Source organism: Parabacteroides timonensis (assembly GCF_900128505.1).
Lineage (GTDB): Bacteria > Bacteroidota > Bacteroidia > Bacteroidales > Tannerellaceae > Parabacteroides > Parabacteroides timonensis.
Genome location: NZ_LT669941.1, coordinates 1,072,535 through 1,086,717, shown reverse-complemented (window position 1 = coordinate 1,086,717; position 14,183 = coordinate 1,072,535). Strand labels below are relative to the sequence as shown.

The following is a 14,183-nucleotide window of genomic DNA, read 5'->3' as shown; positions in this document are numbered from 1 at the left end:
GTTATTTTTTCTTCCTTACGAAACTATTGTTTCACTAGGGTGAAACTAAAGTTTCTTCACGATGAAACAATAGTTTCAACCGGATGAAACTGGGACTGGAATTGCTGTCTTATCTATATCTCCCGGAAGATGCCCCTGTTTTCCTTTCAACCCGTAAAATTAGGAATTTAAAATGGATAATAGCAATAGCCCGGGGAAAATAGTTTTTTTGTTATTATTTTTTTATAAGTACACGAATCATTTGTACATTTGTCACAATATTATAAAAAACAATGACGGAAGATATTAAAAAGGCCTGCGAAGTAATGCAGGAAGGCGGTATAATACTCTATCCCACAGATACAATCTGGGGAATAGGTTGCGATGCAACGAATGAAGAAGCTGTGCAGCGTGTGTATGAGTTAAAGAGAAGAGCAGACAATAAGGCCATGTTGGTCTTGTTGGATAGTACTGCAAAACTCGAAATGTACGTATCGGATGTTCCCGATGTTGCATGGGATTTGATCGAGGTGGCAGACAAGCCGCTGACCATTATCTACTCCAATGCAAAAAATCTGGCAAAAAACCTGTTGGCTGACGATGGAAGCGTGGGTATTCGTATTTCGAATGAAGAATTTTCGCGTAAACTGTGCGAACGTTTCCGTAAACCATTGGTGTCGACATCTGCCAATGTGAGCGGTGAACTTTCACCGGCTAACTTCTCGGAAGTATCGGATGTAATTAAAAACGGAGTAGATTATATTGTTGGCTATCGTCAGGATGATATGAGCAAGGCACAACCATCAAATATTATAAAACTTGGTGCCGGAGGTCTTATTCAGGTTATCAGATAAGAATGAAGAAAAGTAGGCAGGCAGGAAAATACATATTATCAGATTTTATCTCTGCAGCTGTAGTCTGGTTTCTGTTTAACTGGCTACGATATAAGGAAGTGGCTATTTATGAGGGGGCTGGTTCTTTCAGTAATTATTTGGCTTATATGCAGGTACTGAAAGGGCAGTTTCTGATCCCTTTCTTCTGGCTGACTCTGTACTATTTTTCAGGTTATTACAATAAACCGTTTGGAAAGTCGAGGTTGACCGAGTTGTTTTCAACTTTTGTCACTTCTTTGATCGGAGTTGTCTTGATTTTCTTTATCGTTGTATTGAACGACCTGCCTCGTTCGTTTCATATTTACTACGAACTCTTTTTTGTATTATTCGGTTTACAGTTCGTATTGACCTATATCCCGCGTCTGTCTATCACACTTGCGGGCCTGCGGAAAATAAAAAGCAGGGAAGGGGCAATGAATGTATTGATAATCGGAGCAGGGAAGAAGGCTTGTAGTATTGCTAAAGATCTTTATCGGATGGGATATAATATTTCTGGTTTTATACCGGAAGATCCAGTAACTCCGGTAGAGGTGGATCAAAAAGAAGTGTTGGGAGTTTTGGACGATTTACCGATGATTGTTGCAGAAAAGAGGGTCGATGAGCTGGTGCTTGCCGCAGAAACGGATGATAATAAAAAATTATTGAATATACTCTATTCGCTTTATCTTTATAAATTACCGATCAAAGTCCTGGTCGATAAGTTGAGTATGCTCTCGCAGGTAAAGATAAAGACGATTCGTGGCATTCCTTTGGTGAATGTGACAGATAACAATTTCTCGCAAGTCGAAAAGAATATCAAGCTGTTTATGGATAAAGCCATATCTGTTTTGGTACTTGTCCTGTTTTTACCGATGTATCTTTATATTGCATATCGGGTGAAGAAGGATTCTCCGGGACCGGTCTTTTTCCGTCAGGAACGGATCGGATATATGGGAAAACCCTTTATGATCTATAAGTTTCGGACGATGTATGTAGGAGCCGAAGATAAAGGACCGTTGTTGTCGTCCGAGAATGATGAACGTATTACTCCGTTCGGGCATATTATGCGGAAATACCGGCTGGATGAATTTCCTCAGTTCTGGAATGTACTGAAAGGGGATATGTCGGTAGTAGGACCACGGCCGGAGCGGAAATATTTTATTGATCAGATAGTAAAAGTTGCGCCTTACTATTATTTACTGCATAACGTACGTCCCGGTATCACTTCCCTGGGAATGGTGAAATATGGATATGCCGGTGATGTGGATAAGATGATCGAGCGCATGAAATATGATGTTTTATATTACGAAAATATGTCGTTACTACTGGATATAACCATATTGATCTACACAGTAAAGACAGTGTTTACAGGTAAAGGTATTTAAAATGGCAAAAGAAGGTTTATTTTACAGGTTTCTGTTGTGGCGGGATCAGCATATAAAAGAGAAACATTTTATTCTGGTGATCAGTTTTCTGGTCGGTATATGCACGGCGGCGTCCGCTATCATACTGAAACAGCTGATTCATCTGATACAGCATATCCTTACAGGGAATTTTGATGCCAGTGGGGTGAACTATCTGTATCTGCTTTACCCGGTAATTGGTATCCTGCTGGCAGGATTGTTCGTTAAATATATCGTACGTGATGATATCAGTCATGGGGTAACTAAGATCCTTTATGCTATTTCGCAGCGTAAGAGCCGGATCAAACCGCATAATACCTGGACATCCATTGTCGCCAGTTCGGTGACTATCGGATTCGGTGGATCGGTAGGAGCAGAGGCCCCGATTGTTTTGACCGGAGCGGCTATCGGTTCTAACCTGGGACGTTTGTTCCGTATGGAGCAGAAGACCTTAATGCTGTTGGTCGGCTGTGGGGCAGCAGGTGCGATTGCAGGTATTTTTAAGGCTCCTATTGCCGGGCTGGTCTTTGTGATCGAGGTATTATTGCTCGACCTGACCATGACCTCTGTATTGCCTTTATTGATTTCATCGGTGACGGCAGCAACGGTTTCCTATATTTTTACTGGAACGGAAGCTATGTTTAAATTTTCTCAGACCGAGGTTTTTGAGATAGAACGTATTCCGTATGTACTGTTGTTGGGCGTTTTCTGTGGTCTGGTATCCTTGTATTTCACCCGTGTGATGAACCGGGTGGAAGGAATGTACCGGAAACTGGGTGTTTACTGGAAGAAGTTCCTGTTGGGAGGCGTGATGCTGAGTATCCTGATCTTCCTTTTCCCTCCGTTGTATGGTGAAGGTTACGATACGATCGGTTCTCTATTGAACGGACAGTTCTCGCATATTATGGATAAGAGTTTATTCTATGACCTGAATGATAATTACTGGGGAATTATCGTATTCCTGTTCCTCATCTTGCTGACTAAAGTTTTTGCATCGAGTGCGACTAATGCCGGTGGCGGTTGTGGTGGTATTTTTGCACCTAGTTTGTATTTAGGCTGTATATCAGGATTCCTGTTTGCTCATACCTCCAACTATTTCCCGTTCACGATGTATATTTCGGAAAAGAACTTTGCCCTGTTAGGTATGGCGGGGATCATGTCGGGAGTTATGCATGCACCGCTTACCGGAGTGTTCCTGATTGCGGAACTTACCGGTGGATACGATCTTTTCCTTCCGTTAATGATCGTTTCCATCAGTTCATACCTGACAATCCTGATGTTCGAACCCCACAGTATCTACTCGATGCGTCTGGCTCAGAAAGGAGAATTGCTTACACACCATAAAGACCGTGCCGTACTGACTTTGCTGAATACCGATAGTGTAATCGAGAAAGATTTCCAGACTGTATCACCGGAAATGTCGCTGGGCGATATGGTAAAAGTAATTGCAAAGAGCGGACGAAATGCATTCCCGGTTATTGACGATAAAGGTGTCTTGTTGGGGATTGTGCAATTGGACAATATCCGCAACATTATGTTCCGTCCTGAGTTATATAACAGGTTTCATGTTTCTAAATTTATGGTGTCGGCCCCGGCCAAGATACAGATAGGGACCCCGATGGAGCAGATCATGGGGATATTTGACGATACGAAAGCCTGGAATCTTCCCGTGGTGGATGAAGAAGGCCGTTATGTCGGATTTATGTCGAAGTCGAAGATATTTAATTCATACCGCGAAGTATTGGTAGAAAACTTTTCAGGAGATTAAAAGATGGAAAAAAAAGATTTACGGATTGTATATATGGGTACTCCCGACTTTGCAGTGGAGAGCCTGCGTGCCTTGGTTGAAGGTGGTTATAATGTAGTAGGAGTGATCACGATGCCGGATAAACCGGTTGGACGTCATGGCAGTGTTTTACAGGCCAGCCCGGTAAAAGAATATGCTTTGTCGCAGAATCTTCCGGTGTTGCAGCCGGAGAAGCTGAAGGATGAAGTGTTTATTTCAGAACTGCGTGCGCTGAAGGCCGATTTGCAGATAGTGGTTGCTTTTCGTATGTTGCCGGAAGTAGTGTGGGATATGCCACGCTTCGGAACATTCAATCTGCATGCATCTTTGTTACCACAATATCGTGGAGCAGCTCCGATCAATTGGGCTGTTATTAACGGGGATACTGAAACTGGGGTTACAACTTTCTTCCTTACACATGAAATCGATACCGGAAAAATTATTCGTCAGAAACACCTTCCGATAGCCGATACCGATAATGTGGGAATGGTACATGATGCACTAATGACAATAGGTGCAGGGTTGGTTACAGAGACGGTCGATTTGTTGCTGGCCGGTAAAGTCGATGCCATTCCTCAGGAAGAGTTTATTAAAGATGTTATCGAGTTACGTCCTGCTCCCAAGATATTTAAAGATACCTGCCGTATCGATTGGAATCAGCCGTTAAAGAAAATCTATGATTTTATTCGTGGTTTGTCTCCATATCCTGCGGCCTGGACGGAATTGGTTGCAGCGGATGGAAGTCGTCTGGCTTTAAAAGTCTATCAGGCCGAAAAACATCCTGTATCTCATAACCAGGCTGTTGGTACTATCCTTACAGATGCAAAGAGCTATATCGATATCGTGGTTGAAGATGGTTATATCCGTCTTTTGGATCTTCAATTGGCTGGTAAGAAACGGATGGGCGTAAAAGACTTCCTGAACGGTAACAAACAAATCGGAGATTATACCGTAGAATAAGAATGGGAGAAACCAGACGTATTATCTATATCATCCTGGGTTCTTTCTTCCTGATATTGGGAGCAATCGGCCTGTTTGTCCCGTTGCTCCCGACTACTCCTTTCTGGTTGTTGACCTGCTGGTTTTATCTTCGCAGCTCGGAGAAGTTATATAACCGGGCGATGAGTAATCGCTATTTCGGCTCTTATATCAGAAACTATATGGTTGACAAGGCAATCCCTTTGCAATCGAAGATCATTTCTATTTCAGTCATGTGGCTTTCTGCTATTCTGACCTCTCTCTTTTTAATTGAATATCTTTGGGTGAGGATTTTACTGATACTGATCAGCATCGGAGTAACCTGGCATATTCTTTCTTTTCCTACTAAGAAGAAATAAGTATCCGGAACAGCAATTCTTTTCTTATCATAAAACTATATGTGAAAAGGATTCTTTATTTTTGTTGGTACTTAATTCTAATAATAATGTCATGAAAACAATAGTAGGGAATCTGTTTGTCTGGTGCACAATAATATTTTGTGTATTTATAGGCTGTGGCCGGAAAAAGATTATTCCGGATTCTGTCAGGGCTCAGGAGATTGCTGATCTTCGTTTTGGAATGTTTATCTGTTGGTCATACAGTACATTCTCCGGTAAGGAGTGGACCGGGGAACCACATAATGTATCTTTCTTCCGGGCAACCTCCTGCAATACCGATCAATGGGCAAAAACGGCTAAAGAAGCAGGAATGAATTATATCCTGTTCCTGACCAAACATCATGATGGTTTTTGTTTGTGGGATACACAGACAACCGATTTGAAAGTGACCAATGCTCCCTTGGATATGGATGTACTGAGAGAACTACGTGCTTCATGCAATAAATATGGAATAAAATTGGCCTTGTATTTTTCAGAGGGAGACTGGAACTGGGAAGGAGCTGAACGTGGGCAAAGTCAGAAAGGCGGAAGTGATCCAGAAATGAAAAAAGCTCAGTTGAAAGAACTGTTGACTCAATACGGTCCGATAGAATTTATCTGGTTTGATCATGCAGTAGGGGATGGAGGCCTCTCACATGACGAAACAACGGCATGGGTACATCAGTTTCAGCCCAATTGTTTTGTCGGATATAATCATGGGGCACCTTCCGGTCGTTTGAGCTTACGTGAACGGGGATGTGCAGGTCCGCTGGGTGGTGATAATCTTACTTGGGTGGCAGATGCTGGAAAGAACGAGAAAGCTTACGATGGTTATTTAGTCGCGGAGTTTACTTATCCCTTATTACCCGCTCATGAAGGTGGAGCCGATTGGTTTTATTCATTGCCACAACATGACTCATTGGTTTATCCGGCAGAAAAAGTCTATAAAGATTATAAGGAAGCTATTGAATACGGGAATATCTTTTCACTGAATATCGGTCCGGATTATAATGGAAATATTCGTGAGATAGATCGAAAGATTCTTCAGGAAGTGGGGTGGATGATAAAAGAGAATAGATAATATAATAACAGTAAGGTCTTGTAGTAATATTTCTACAAGACCTTACTTGATTTAGCAATTGAACGAATTATCTGCAGAGAACGTTTCGCTTTCAAATTCATGTTTCACTTGATTAACCCAATGTTTGATCCGTTCATCTGTCTTTTCGGGTTGATTTTCGATATCCAGCGCTAATCCTACGAACTTACCTTTTTTTACTGCCTGGGATTGATTGAAGTGGTATCCTTCTGTTGAGGTATGGCCTACCACGATGGCTCCCCGTTTGGCAAAAGCTTCTGCCAGATAACCGATCGCATCGACGAAATTATCCGGATATTTAACCTGGTCTCCCAGGCCAAAGACTGCTACTTTTTTCCCTTTCAGGTCGGAAGAGGTTACTATCGGCATTATTTCATCCCAATACGTGGGTAGTTCTCCGTCAAACCAGGTTGACGAGCCTGCAATGATATGATCGTATGTCTCGAAATCACTCTCTCCTGAATTTTCAACCGGGATAATATCGATCTGAACGTCATGGAATGCATCTTTTATCTTTTGAGCAACTGCTGCCGTCTTTGCAGTAGACGAACCATAAAATAATCCAATCTTTTTCATATTTCATTCTATTAATAATCCAACAATTCTTTTGCCGCTTTATAAATTTTCTCCTCATTCGGGAGGATCGCTTTTTCGAGGATCGGGTGGAACCCGACCGGGGTAAATATTGAACCGACCCGTTGTATGGGAGCATCCAGATACTGGAATAACTCAGCACCGATCATACTGGCTATTTCTGCCCCAAAACCAGAGAATATTTTGTCTTCATGTACGATTAAAACCTTACTTGTCTTTTTTACAGAGTCGAAGATCGTCTCTTTATCCAGTGGGATCAACGAGCGTATATCGATCACTTCGACATTTCGACCGTGTTCTTTCTGTAATTGTTCTGCGACATTCAAACAAAGATGGGTCGTATTTCCGTATGTGATAATACTCATATCTTCTCCTGGGCGACGGATACGAGCTTTCCCGAAAGGAACTTCAAAATCGTCAGGTACAAAAGTTGCCGCTTCGGTGGCATTGTACAACGCTTTTGGTTCCAGAAATAGAGTGAAACCTTTGGAACGCATGCTGGTCCGGAGCAGGCCGGCTGCATCGTCGGCAAACGAAGGGTAAACGATACGTGCTCCCGGTAGGGTCGTCAGCGCACCTTCTATTGTCTGGGAATGGTACAAGCCACCACCGATATAACCACCGGAAGCGAGTCGCAGGGTGATGTTCGGAGTAAACTGCCCATAGCTTCTCCAGTATTCGTGTGTACATTCTACATATTGTTCGATGGCAGGCCAGAAGTAATCTGCAAATTCGGCTCCTTCGATTACAACATGTATCTTTGGATCGAATCGGCACATCCCATTTGCCGATCCGACGATATAATCTTCTGCAATCGGCGCATTAAATACACGGGCATCACCAAATTCCTGTTGCATGCCTTTCGAGATGTTGAAAACACCCCCTTTTTCTTTGTTGGCAATATCTTGTCCCCAGATAAAAGTATCCGGATTATGCCGGAATTCGGCTTTCAGGGTTTTGTTGATAGCCGTAGCCAATGTTTCCTTATCTCCGGATTCATTTTGTACGCCGTCTACATATTTCTTAGGGAGATAAGGTTCCGGTAATACAAAGTCGGTAACCGTTGCAGGGTCCGGATCAGGAGCAGCTAATGCTTTCCGGTTAGCTACGCTTAGGTCTTTCTTGGCTTTATCCTCGATCTCTTTCAGTTCTTCCTCCGTGAAACGTTTGTACCGGAGAAGCATACGCCGAAATTTCTGTAAGGGATCGGCCGCCTTTACGTAATTCAGCTCGTTTTCATCGCGGTATAAGGTGTGCTTATCCGAATTGGAGTGGGAGCCGATACGCACGCAATTGGCTTGTACAATTACCGGAATACGATTGAGAGCATATTCTTTTGCCTCTGTCATGGCATTCATCGAGTCGAATACGTCTTTACCGTTACAATGAATGATCTTCAGGTTTTTGAAACCGGAGAAGTTATCGGCTACCTTCCGATTGGCGGTTTGATCTTCTTTGGGTACGGAGATCCCGTATCCGTTATCCTGAATAACGAATATCACCGGTAAACGTTCCGTACTGGCTCCGTTAATGGCTTCATATACGAATCCTTCGGAGGTTGCCGATTCACCGTGAGAAGTGATAGCCACTCCTTTGTGTTTATAATAAACCATAGCCCTGCCTACACCGGCGGCATGCAGGTCGTGGGTTCCTGTGGCAGACGATATGTTCTCTATATTCCATTCCATTTTGGAGAAATGGTTAGACATATGCCGTCCGGCACTTGTTAGGTCGGTCGCTTTGGATATTCCGTTCAGTATAACTTCTTCAGGGGTCATTCCTGCTGATAGTACCGTGAGCATATCCCGGTAATAGGGGAACAGGAAGTCTTCTCCTTTTTTGAATACCTGTCCGATCGCGAGCTGGATGCCGTCATGACCGGCATAAGGGGCATGATATGACCAGCCCAGCGATTGTAACAGGTAAGAAGGGGCCTTTTCATCGAGAGCCCGTCCTAATGTCATCAGGTAAAACCATTTTTTCAGGGTTTCCTTATCTGTATTTTTTATATCGTACTTTTTCATTTTTGAGCATATTAATTATTAAAGATCCCAGTTTTCCAGATAATCGGCAATGCGGCGCAGGAAAGCACCACCCAATGTTCCGTTAATGATCCGGTGGTCGTATGATAACGACAGATACATTTTATGGCGGATGCCGATCATATCGCCTTCCGGTGTTTCAATCACTGCCGGTTTTTTCTCGATATAGCCTACTCCCAGAATAGCTACCTGGGGTTGGTTGATGATCGGTGTGCCGAACAGGTTCTTGAATGTTCCGAAATTGGTGATCGTAAAGGTTCCTCCCTGAATATCGTCCGGAGATAGTTTATTGTTACGAGCTTTGTTTGCCAGTGAGTCGATGGCGACAGCCAGACCGTTCAGATTCAGTTTGTCGGCATCATGAACAACTGGAACAATCAGGTTTCCGTCATTTAAAGAGACGGCAATACCTACGTTGATATGTTTCTTCAGGATCATCTGATAACCTTCTACCGACGCATTTACCTGTGGGAAATCAGCCAGCGCTTTGGCAGTAGCCTCCGTAATAGCCGGCATATATGTCAGGCTGATACCTTCACGTTTCTGGAAAGCATCTTTGTTACGGGTACGCCATTTCACCAGTTTGGTAACGTCTACTTCTACTACTGTAGTGACGTGCGGGGAAACCTTTTTGGATAATACCATATGATCTGCAACAATCTTGTGTACGCGATCCATTTCAACCACCTTATCTTCTGCGGTAGCCGACGATGGAGCGGCTGTAATGGTAGAGGAATGTGACGGAGAAGGTGTTACTGCCTGTTGAACCTGAATAGCCGGTTCCGACTTTTTCTCCGATACAGCCTGAGCGGATTGAGGTTGCTGCTTTGGAGTTGTACCTTTCTTTCCGGAAAGATAATCTTTCATATCTTTTTTACTTAAACGTCCCATATAGCCGGTTCCCGGAATAAGGTCCATTTCTTCTTTACTCAGATTGGCTTCTTTAGCCATCTGAAGAACGACGGGTGAATACCATCTTTCATCTTCTTTTGCAGCCTGTGCCTTTGGAATGATGGTAGATGAATTTACAGCGTTTGCACTTGCAGTGTTATTGTCTGCTTCTTCTTGGGGAGTTGCATTGTTGTCGGGAATATCCTCTTCAGATCCTTCCAGTTGGATAATGGCCACAGTTGTTCCCACAGCCACCGTATCGCCTTCACTAAATAATATTTTAAGTACTTTGCCGGCAACGGGAGATGGGATCTCCGCACTTACTTTTGCCGTACTTACTTCAAAAAGCACATCATCTTCGTTTACCTGATCACCGTTTTTTACAGACCAGGAGATAATGGTACCTTCCGTAACGCTTTCGCCCAACTTGGGCATTTTTATTTCAAATGTAGCCATAGTTTATTAATCTTTTTGCTTTGTTCTTTCGCCGGATAAGTCCAGTTGACCTATACGTTTTAATATTCTCTATCGTTAAAATAGAACAACGGTTAGATGTGGAAAGTTCTATGTTACAAGGGTTAAGTGTTGTAAATCCAGTTTTTGTCAGCATATTTGTTATTCCTTAACAACCGGATCTCTTCCAGGTCACTTGCGTTGAACTCGTAATAACGGTTATTATCTGTATGAGTGAAAAAATAGTCCATCAGCGAGCGTTTCAGTTCGTCGATGGAGGTGGATTTTGGAAACATACCGGATAGGTTTGTGACCGGGCTTTTTACCGATTTGACAAAATAAGGATGGGGGATGGTTCCGTGAGAGGATAAGATACCCGATGGTTGAAGAACCTGGTTAAGCATATCCAGATCTGTGGAAAACAACAAGGTCGCATGATGCATCATCCTGTGTTTATGGATAGCCTGTGCACTTCCGGATATTTTCAGCCCGTCGACGGTTAATCCCTGCCGTTCGTCGGCTTTTGCATGAATTCCGAGACTCTCAAGGAAGCGGATTATACTTTCTGTAAACCGGATGGAGTCGATCTGGCTGCTGTTTTCAATAAAGGTGAGGTTCAGGTTTCCCATGTCGTGATACACTGCACCACCTCCGGAGAAGCGGCGGGCTATCCGGATTTGCTTTTCCTCTATAAACTCCATATCGGCTTCTGCCCATATATTCTGATGTTTCCCGATAACGACAGCCGGTTCATTCTGCCACAACATAAAGATATCTTCCGAAAAGTTCTTTAGAAGATATTCTTCTGCTGCGAGATTGAACCAGGCGTCTGTATGGGTGTTGTAAACGCAAAGCATTACATGTATAAACTTTCATGTATAACTTCTCCAACCGTAGGATGGGGAAAGATATTCTTTTTGAATTGCTCTGTCGTGTAACCGTTTTCTACGGCAATGCCGGCTGCAATAATGATTTCCGACGCAGGGTTTCCCAGTAGATGGCAACCGATAATGCGGTCGTCTGTGTCGGTGATAAGCTTGCATAATCCGGTTCCCGTCTCATTCTCTGCCATAAAACGACCGGAATAAGTCATAGGGATCTTTACCACATTATAGGGCGTACCTTCAGCTTTCAACTCTTCTTCTGTTTTTCCTACGCCTGCGACTTCCGGATTGGTGTAAACAACGGCTGGAATAGCTTTGTAACTCATCCTGTCTTCGCGTCCCAATAGATGATTGATGGCGACTTCCGCTTCCCGGTAGGCCGTATGAGCCAACATGGAGAAACCGGTTACGTCACCACAGGCATACACATGAGGATGGGAGGTTTGCATATATTCGTTCACTTTCACACCATTGCGGAGAAGTTCCACAGAGAGTGTTTCAAGACCCAGATTACTGATATTCGCTCTACGGCCGACACTGACCAATATTTTGTCTGCTTCGATCTTCTCTGTTTTCCCGTCTTTTTCCACAATGACACTGTCGGGTGTTACCTCGATAACTTTTGTCTCAAGGAAAAACTCGACGCCTTTCTTTGCATACTCTGTACGGAGCATAGCCGACGCTTCTTTATCCATAGCTCCAAGTATTTCAGGCATCATTTCGATAACCTTCACTTTGACGCCCATACTGTTAAAGAATGAAGCAAATTCGATACCGATCACTCCACCTCCGATAATAGCAATCGACTGGGGAAGCTCTTTCATGTCCAGTGCTTCTTTTGAAGTCCAGTACGCTACGTCCGACAACCCTTTGATAGGGGGGATGACAGTTTCAGAGCCAGTACAAAGCAGGATGTTTTTTACAGCGAATACCTCCTCACCGCATTGGATCAGGATATATCCGTATTCTTCTCCCCGGATAACTGCTTCTCCCTGCACGATTGTCACACCATTGCCATTGAGTTTGGCTTTGACTCCGAGCGTCAGCTTTTTTACAGTCTTGTTCTTTCTGGCAATAATCTTACCCAAATCGAAGCCCGGAGAAGCATCCGCCTGTATTCCATATTTGGAAGCACTCTTTATACTATCCAGTATTTTGGCTGAATATAATAATGTCTTGGTAGGAATACATCCTTCGTTCAGGCAAACTCCACCGATGGCATTCTTTTCAAAGAGAATAGTTTTTAACCCATTTTCGGCGGCCTGTTCACCAGCAGTGTAGCCGGCAGGTCCTCCTCCGATAATGGCTATATCGTATTTCATAATCAACTAACTTTAATTATTTAAATATCAAAACCCTTTCACTCAAAGGTCTGAAGTCTTTTTCACCCGGTTCTTTGGTCGGCGTTCCGAACGGCATTTGGGCGATCAATTTCCAGTTTGGATTGATGTTCCATTCTTTCTGTGCCATTTCATCGATCAATGGATTATAATGTTGCAGGGAAGCACCTAGACCGGCATCCTCTAGCATTGTCCATATAGCGAACTGATGCATCGCTGATGTCTGCTGCGACCAAATGGGGAAGTTATCTTTGTAGCTTGGAAATGCTTTCTGTAAATTCTCCACCACTTCCATATCTTCATAAAACAGGATAGTGCCGTATCCGCAATCGAAACTGGTATTAATCTTGACAAGTGTTTTTTCAAACGCTTCTGCCGGAACGATAACACGCAGGGCCTCTTTTGTGATATCCCAGAATTTCTTATGATTTTCACCTAAAAGAAGAACAATCCTTGTCGATTGTGAATTGAATGCCGAAGGTACGTTTGTTACTGCAAAGTCGATAATCTCTTTAATTTCATTGTCTGATATAGGAGAACTGTTAGTGATATTGTAATAGGATCTCCTGTGTTTTACTGCTTCTTTAAAATTTTTAGCCATAATATCTGTAAGTATTTATGTTTATTATTATTAGTAGAACCGAAAAAGTTGTTCTTTTGTTGCATGAATGTTTATATATAGGTATAGGTGAAATTTATTGCAGATTTGTGTGGAATAATAAAAAATATTTTTTACCTTTGCGCCCTGTAAAGAGAGAAACTCTATTAGAATCTTCGTTCTGATCATGATGCTAGTTCGGAAAGGGAAGACAGATAGCAGGAGTTGTAATTAATTTATTGCGTTAATAAAAAAAGAAGATAGCAATGTCTAAAATTTGTCAAATTACCGGAAAGAAAGCAATGGTTGGCAACAACGTTTCTCACTCTAAGAGAAGAACGAAACGTAAGTTTGATGTTAACCTGTTTACTAAAAAGTTCTACTGGGTAGAACAGGATTGTTGGGTTAGCCTGAATATTTCAGCCGCAGGCTTGCGTACTATCAATAAGCTGGGTTTAGATGCAGCGATTAAGAAGGCAGCTGAAAAAGGTTATTTAAACGCTTAATTTGGAGGAAAATAAGAAATGGCAAAGAAAGCAAAAGGTAACAGAGTTCAGGTAATCATGGAATGTACTGAACACAAAGAAAGCGGTATGCCGGGTACATCCAGATATATCACTACCAAGAATAGAAAAAATACAACTCAGAGATTGGAATTGATGAAATACAACCCGATCCTGAAGAAGATGACTTTACACAAAGAAATTAAGTAATAGGAGATTTTAAACGATGGCAAAAAAAGCAGTTGCAACATTTAAGAAAGGTGACGGTCGTACTTACTCAAAAGTAATTAAGATGGTTAAGTCTCCGAAAACTGGTGCTTACATCTTCCAGGAAGAAATGGTTCCAAACGAATTGGTAAAAGATTATTTCGCGAAATAATCTTT

At 42.6% G+C, this 14,183-nt stretch carries 15 protein-coding genes; 9 read left to right on the top strand and 6 right to left on the bottom strand.

Translation table 11 applies throughout. The features are described from left to right. The first annotated feature begins 272 nt into the window (after positions 1-272). The 6 genes from BQ7394_RS12015 to BQ7394_RS11990 all read left to right on the top strand — a co-directional run bounded on the left by BQ7394_RS12015 (position 273) and on the right by BQ7394_RS11990 (position 6,476). Entirely contained in the window at positions 273-833 is a 561-nt protein-coding gene (locus BQ7394_RS12015) for an L-threonylcarbamoyladenylate synthase (RefSeq protein ID WP_075557655.1), read from the top strand. 2 nt (positions 834-835) lie between these two features. Further along, positions 836-2,236, top strand: coding sequence for a sugar transferase (locus tag BQ7394_RS12010; RefSeq protein WP_075557654.1), 1,401 nt, complete (start codon positions 836-838; stop codon positions 2,234-2,236). 1 nt (position 2,237) lies between these two features. Next, positions 2,238-4,022 (top strand): chloride channel protein, encoded by a 1,785-nt coding sequence (locus BQ7394_RS12005; RefSeq protein ID WP_075557653.1) that lies wholly within the window; start codon positions 2,238-2,240, stop codon positions 4,020-4,022. A gap of 3 nt (positions 4,023-4,025) precedes the next feature. Next, positions 4,026-5,000, top strand: coding sequence for a methionyl-tRNA formyltransferase (gene fmt / locus BQ7394_RS12000; protein WP_075557652.1), 975 nt, complete (start codon positions 4,026-4,028; stop codon positions 4,998-5,000). 2 nt (positions 5,001-5,002) lie between these two features. Continuing rightward, on the top strand, positions 5,003-5,377 hold the full coding sequence (locus BQ7394_RS11995) for a YbaN family protein (protein ID WP_075557651.1): 375 nt from the start codon (positions 5,003-5,005) through the stop codon (positions 5,375-5,377). 91 nt (positions 5,378-5,468) lie between these two features. Beyond that, positions 5,469-6,476 (top strand): alpha-L-fucosidase, encoded by a 1,008-nt coding sequence (locus tag BQ7394_RS11990; protein WP_075557650.1) that lies wholly within the window; start codon positions 5,469-5,471, stop codon positions 6,474-6,476. A gap of 51 nt (positions 6,477-6,527) precedes the next feature. On the opposite strand, the gene BQ7394_RS11985 is transcribed toward BQ7394_RS11990, so the two are convergent. The 6 genes from BQ7394_RS11985 to BQ7394_RS11960 form a co-directional block, all read right to left on the bottom strand. Next, positions 6,528-7,070, bottom strand: a complete 543-nt coding sequence (locus tag BQ7394_RS11985; RefSeq protein WP_075557649.1) for a flavodoxin — start codon at positions 7,068-7,070, stop codon at positions 6,528-6,530. Between the two features lie 11 nt (positions 7,071-7,081). Beyond that, entirely contained in the window at positions 7,082-9,112 is a 2,031-nt protein-coding gene (locus BQ7394_RS11980) for an alpha-ketoacid dehydrogenase subunit alpha/beta (protein WP_075557648.1), read from the bottom strand. A gap of 18 nt (positions 9,113-9,130) precedes the next feature. Beyond that, entirely contained in the window at positions 9,131-10,477 is a 1,347-nt protein-coding gene (locus BQ7394_RS11975) for a dihydrolipoamide acetyltransferase family protein (RefSeq protein WP_075557647.1), read from the bottom strand. A 122-nt stretch (positions 10,478-10,599) separates the two neighbouring features. Further along, entirely contained in the window at positions 10,600-11,331 is a 732-nt protein-coding gene (locus tag BQ7394_RS11970) for a lipoate--protein ligase family protein (protein ID WP_075557646.1), read from the bottom strand. Next, positions 11,331-12,680, bottom strand: coding sequence for a dihydrolipoyl dehydrogenase (lpdA, locus tag BQ7394_RS11965; protein ID WP_075557645.1), 1,350 nt, complete (start codon positions 12,678-12,680; stop codon positions 11,331-11,333). Before lpdA ends, BQ7394_RS11970 begins: the two co-directional genes overlap by 1 nt. A gap of 16 nt (positions 12,681-12,696) precedes the next feature. Beyond that, on the bottom strand, positions 12,697-13,299 hold the full coding sequence (locus BQ7394_RS11960; protein ID WP_075557644.1) for a nitroreductase family protein: 603 nt from the start codon (positions 13,297-13,299) through the stop codon (positions 12,697-12,699). A 263-nt stretch (positions 13,300-13,562) separates the two neighbouring features. On the opposite strand from BQ7394_RS11960, the gene rpmB reads away from it, so the two are divergent. The 3 genes from rpmB to BQ7394_RS11945 are packed head-to-tail and all read left to right on the top strand — an operon-like array spanning position 13,563 to position 14,178. After that, positions 13,563-13,802, top strand: coding sequence for a 50S ribosomal protein L28 (gene rpmB, locus BQ7394_RS11955; protein ID WP_005638129.1), 240 nt, complete (start codon positions 13,563-13,565; stop codon positions 13,800-13,802). Positions 13,803-13,820: 18 nt separating this feature from the next. Continuing rightward, positions 13,821-14,009 (top strand): 50S ribosomal protein L33, encoded by a 189-nt coding sequence (rpmG, locus tag BQ7394_RS11950; protein WP_007657199.1) that lies wholly within the window; start codon positions 13,821-13,823, stop codon positions 14,007-14,009. Positions 14,010-14,025: 16 nt separating this feature from the next. Next, positions 14,026-14,178: a DUF4295 domain-containing protein gene (locus BQ7394_RS11945; protein WP_075557643.1), complete on the top strand. Its 153-nt coding sequence runs from the start codon at positions 14,026-14,028 to the stop codon at positions 14,176-14,178. Positions 14,179-14,183: the final 5 nt, after the last annotated feature.

What these genes read in the sequence shown, in the direction of transcription:
- BQ7394_RS12015 (WP_075557655.1), top strand. Translation starts at nt 273, where the DNA reads ATGACGGAAGATATTAAAAAGGCCTGCGAAGTAATGCAGGAAGGCGGT.
- BQ7394_RS12010 (WP_075557654.1), top strand. Translation starts at nt 836, where the DNA reads ATGAAGAAAAGTAGGCAGGCAGGAAAATACATATTATCAGATTTTATC.
- BQ7394_RS12005 (WP_075557653.1), top strand. Translation starts at nt 2,238, where the DNA reads ATGGCAAAAGAAGGTTTATTTTACAGGTTTCTGTTGTGGCGGGATCAG.
- fmt (WP_075557652.1), top strand. Translation starts at nt 4,026, where the DNA reads ATGGAAAAAAAAGATTTACGGATTGTATATATGGGTACTCCCGACTTT.
- BQ7394_RS11995 (WP_075557651.1), top strand. Translation starts at nt 5,003, where the DNA reads ATGGGAGAAACCAGACGTATTATCTATATCATCCTGGGTTCTTTCTTC.
- BQ7394_RS11990 (WP_075557650.1), top strand. Translation starts at nt 5,469, where the DNA reads ATGAAAACAATAGTAGGGAATCTGTTTGTCTGGTGCACAATAATATTT.
- BQ7394_RS11985 (WP_075557649.1), bottom strand. Translation starts at nt 7,070, where the DNA reads ATGAAAAAGATTGGATTATTTTATGGTTCGTCTACTGCAAAGACGGCA.
- BQ7394_RS11980 (WP_075557648.1), bottom strand. Translation starts at nt 9,112, where the DNA reads ATGAAAAAGTACGATATAAAAAATACAGATAAGGAAACCCTGAAAAAA.
- BQ7394_RS11975 (WP_075557647.1), bottom strand. Translation starts at nt 10,477, where the DNA reads ATGGCTACATTTGAAATAAAAATGCCCAAGTTGGGCGAAAGCGTTACG.
- BQ7394_RS11970 (WP_075557646.1), bottom strand. Translation starts at nt 11,331, where the DNA reads ATGCTTTGCGTTTACAACACCCATACAGACGCCTGGTTCAATCTCGCA.
- lpdA (WP_075557645.1), bottom strand. Translation starts at nt 12,680, where the DNA reads ATGAAATACGATATAGCCATTATCGGAGGAGGACCTGCCGGCTACACT.
- BQ7394_RS11960 (WP_075557644.1), bottom strand. Translation starts at nt 13,299, where the DNA reads ATGGCTAAAAATTTTAAAGAAGCAGTAAAACACAGGAGATCCTATTAC.
- rpmB (WP_005638129.1), top strand. Translation starts at nt 13,563, where the DNA reads ATGTCTAAAATTTGTCAAATTACCGGAAAGAAAGCAATGGTTGGCAAC.
- rpmG (WP_007657199.1), top strand. Translation starts at nt 13,821, where the DNA reads ATGGCAAAGAAAGCAAAAGGTAACAGAGTTCAGGTAATCATGGAATGT.
- BQ7394_RS11945 (WP_075557643.1), top strand. Translation starts at nt 14,026, where the DNA reads ATGGCAAAAAAAGCAGTTGCAACATTTAAGAAAGGTGACGGTCGTACT.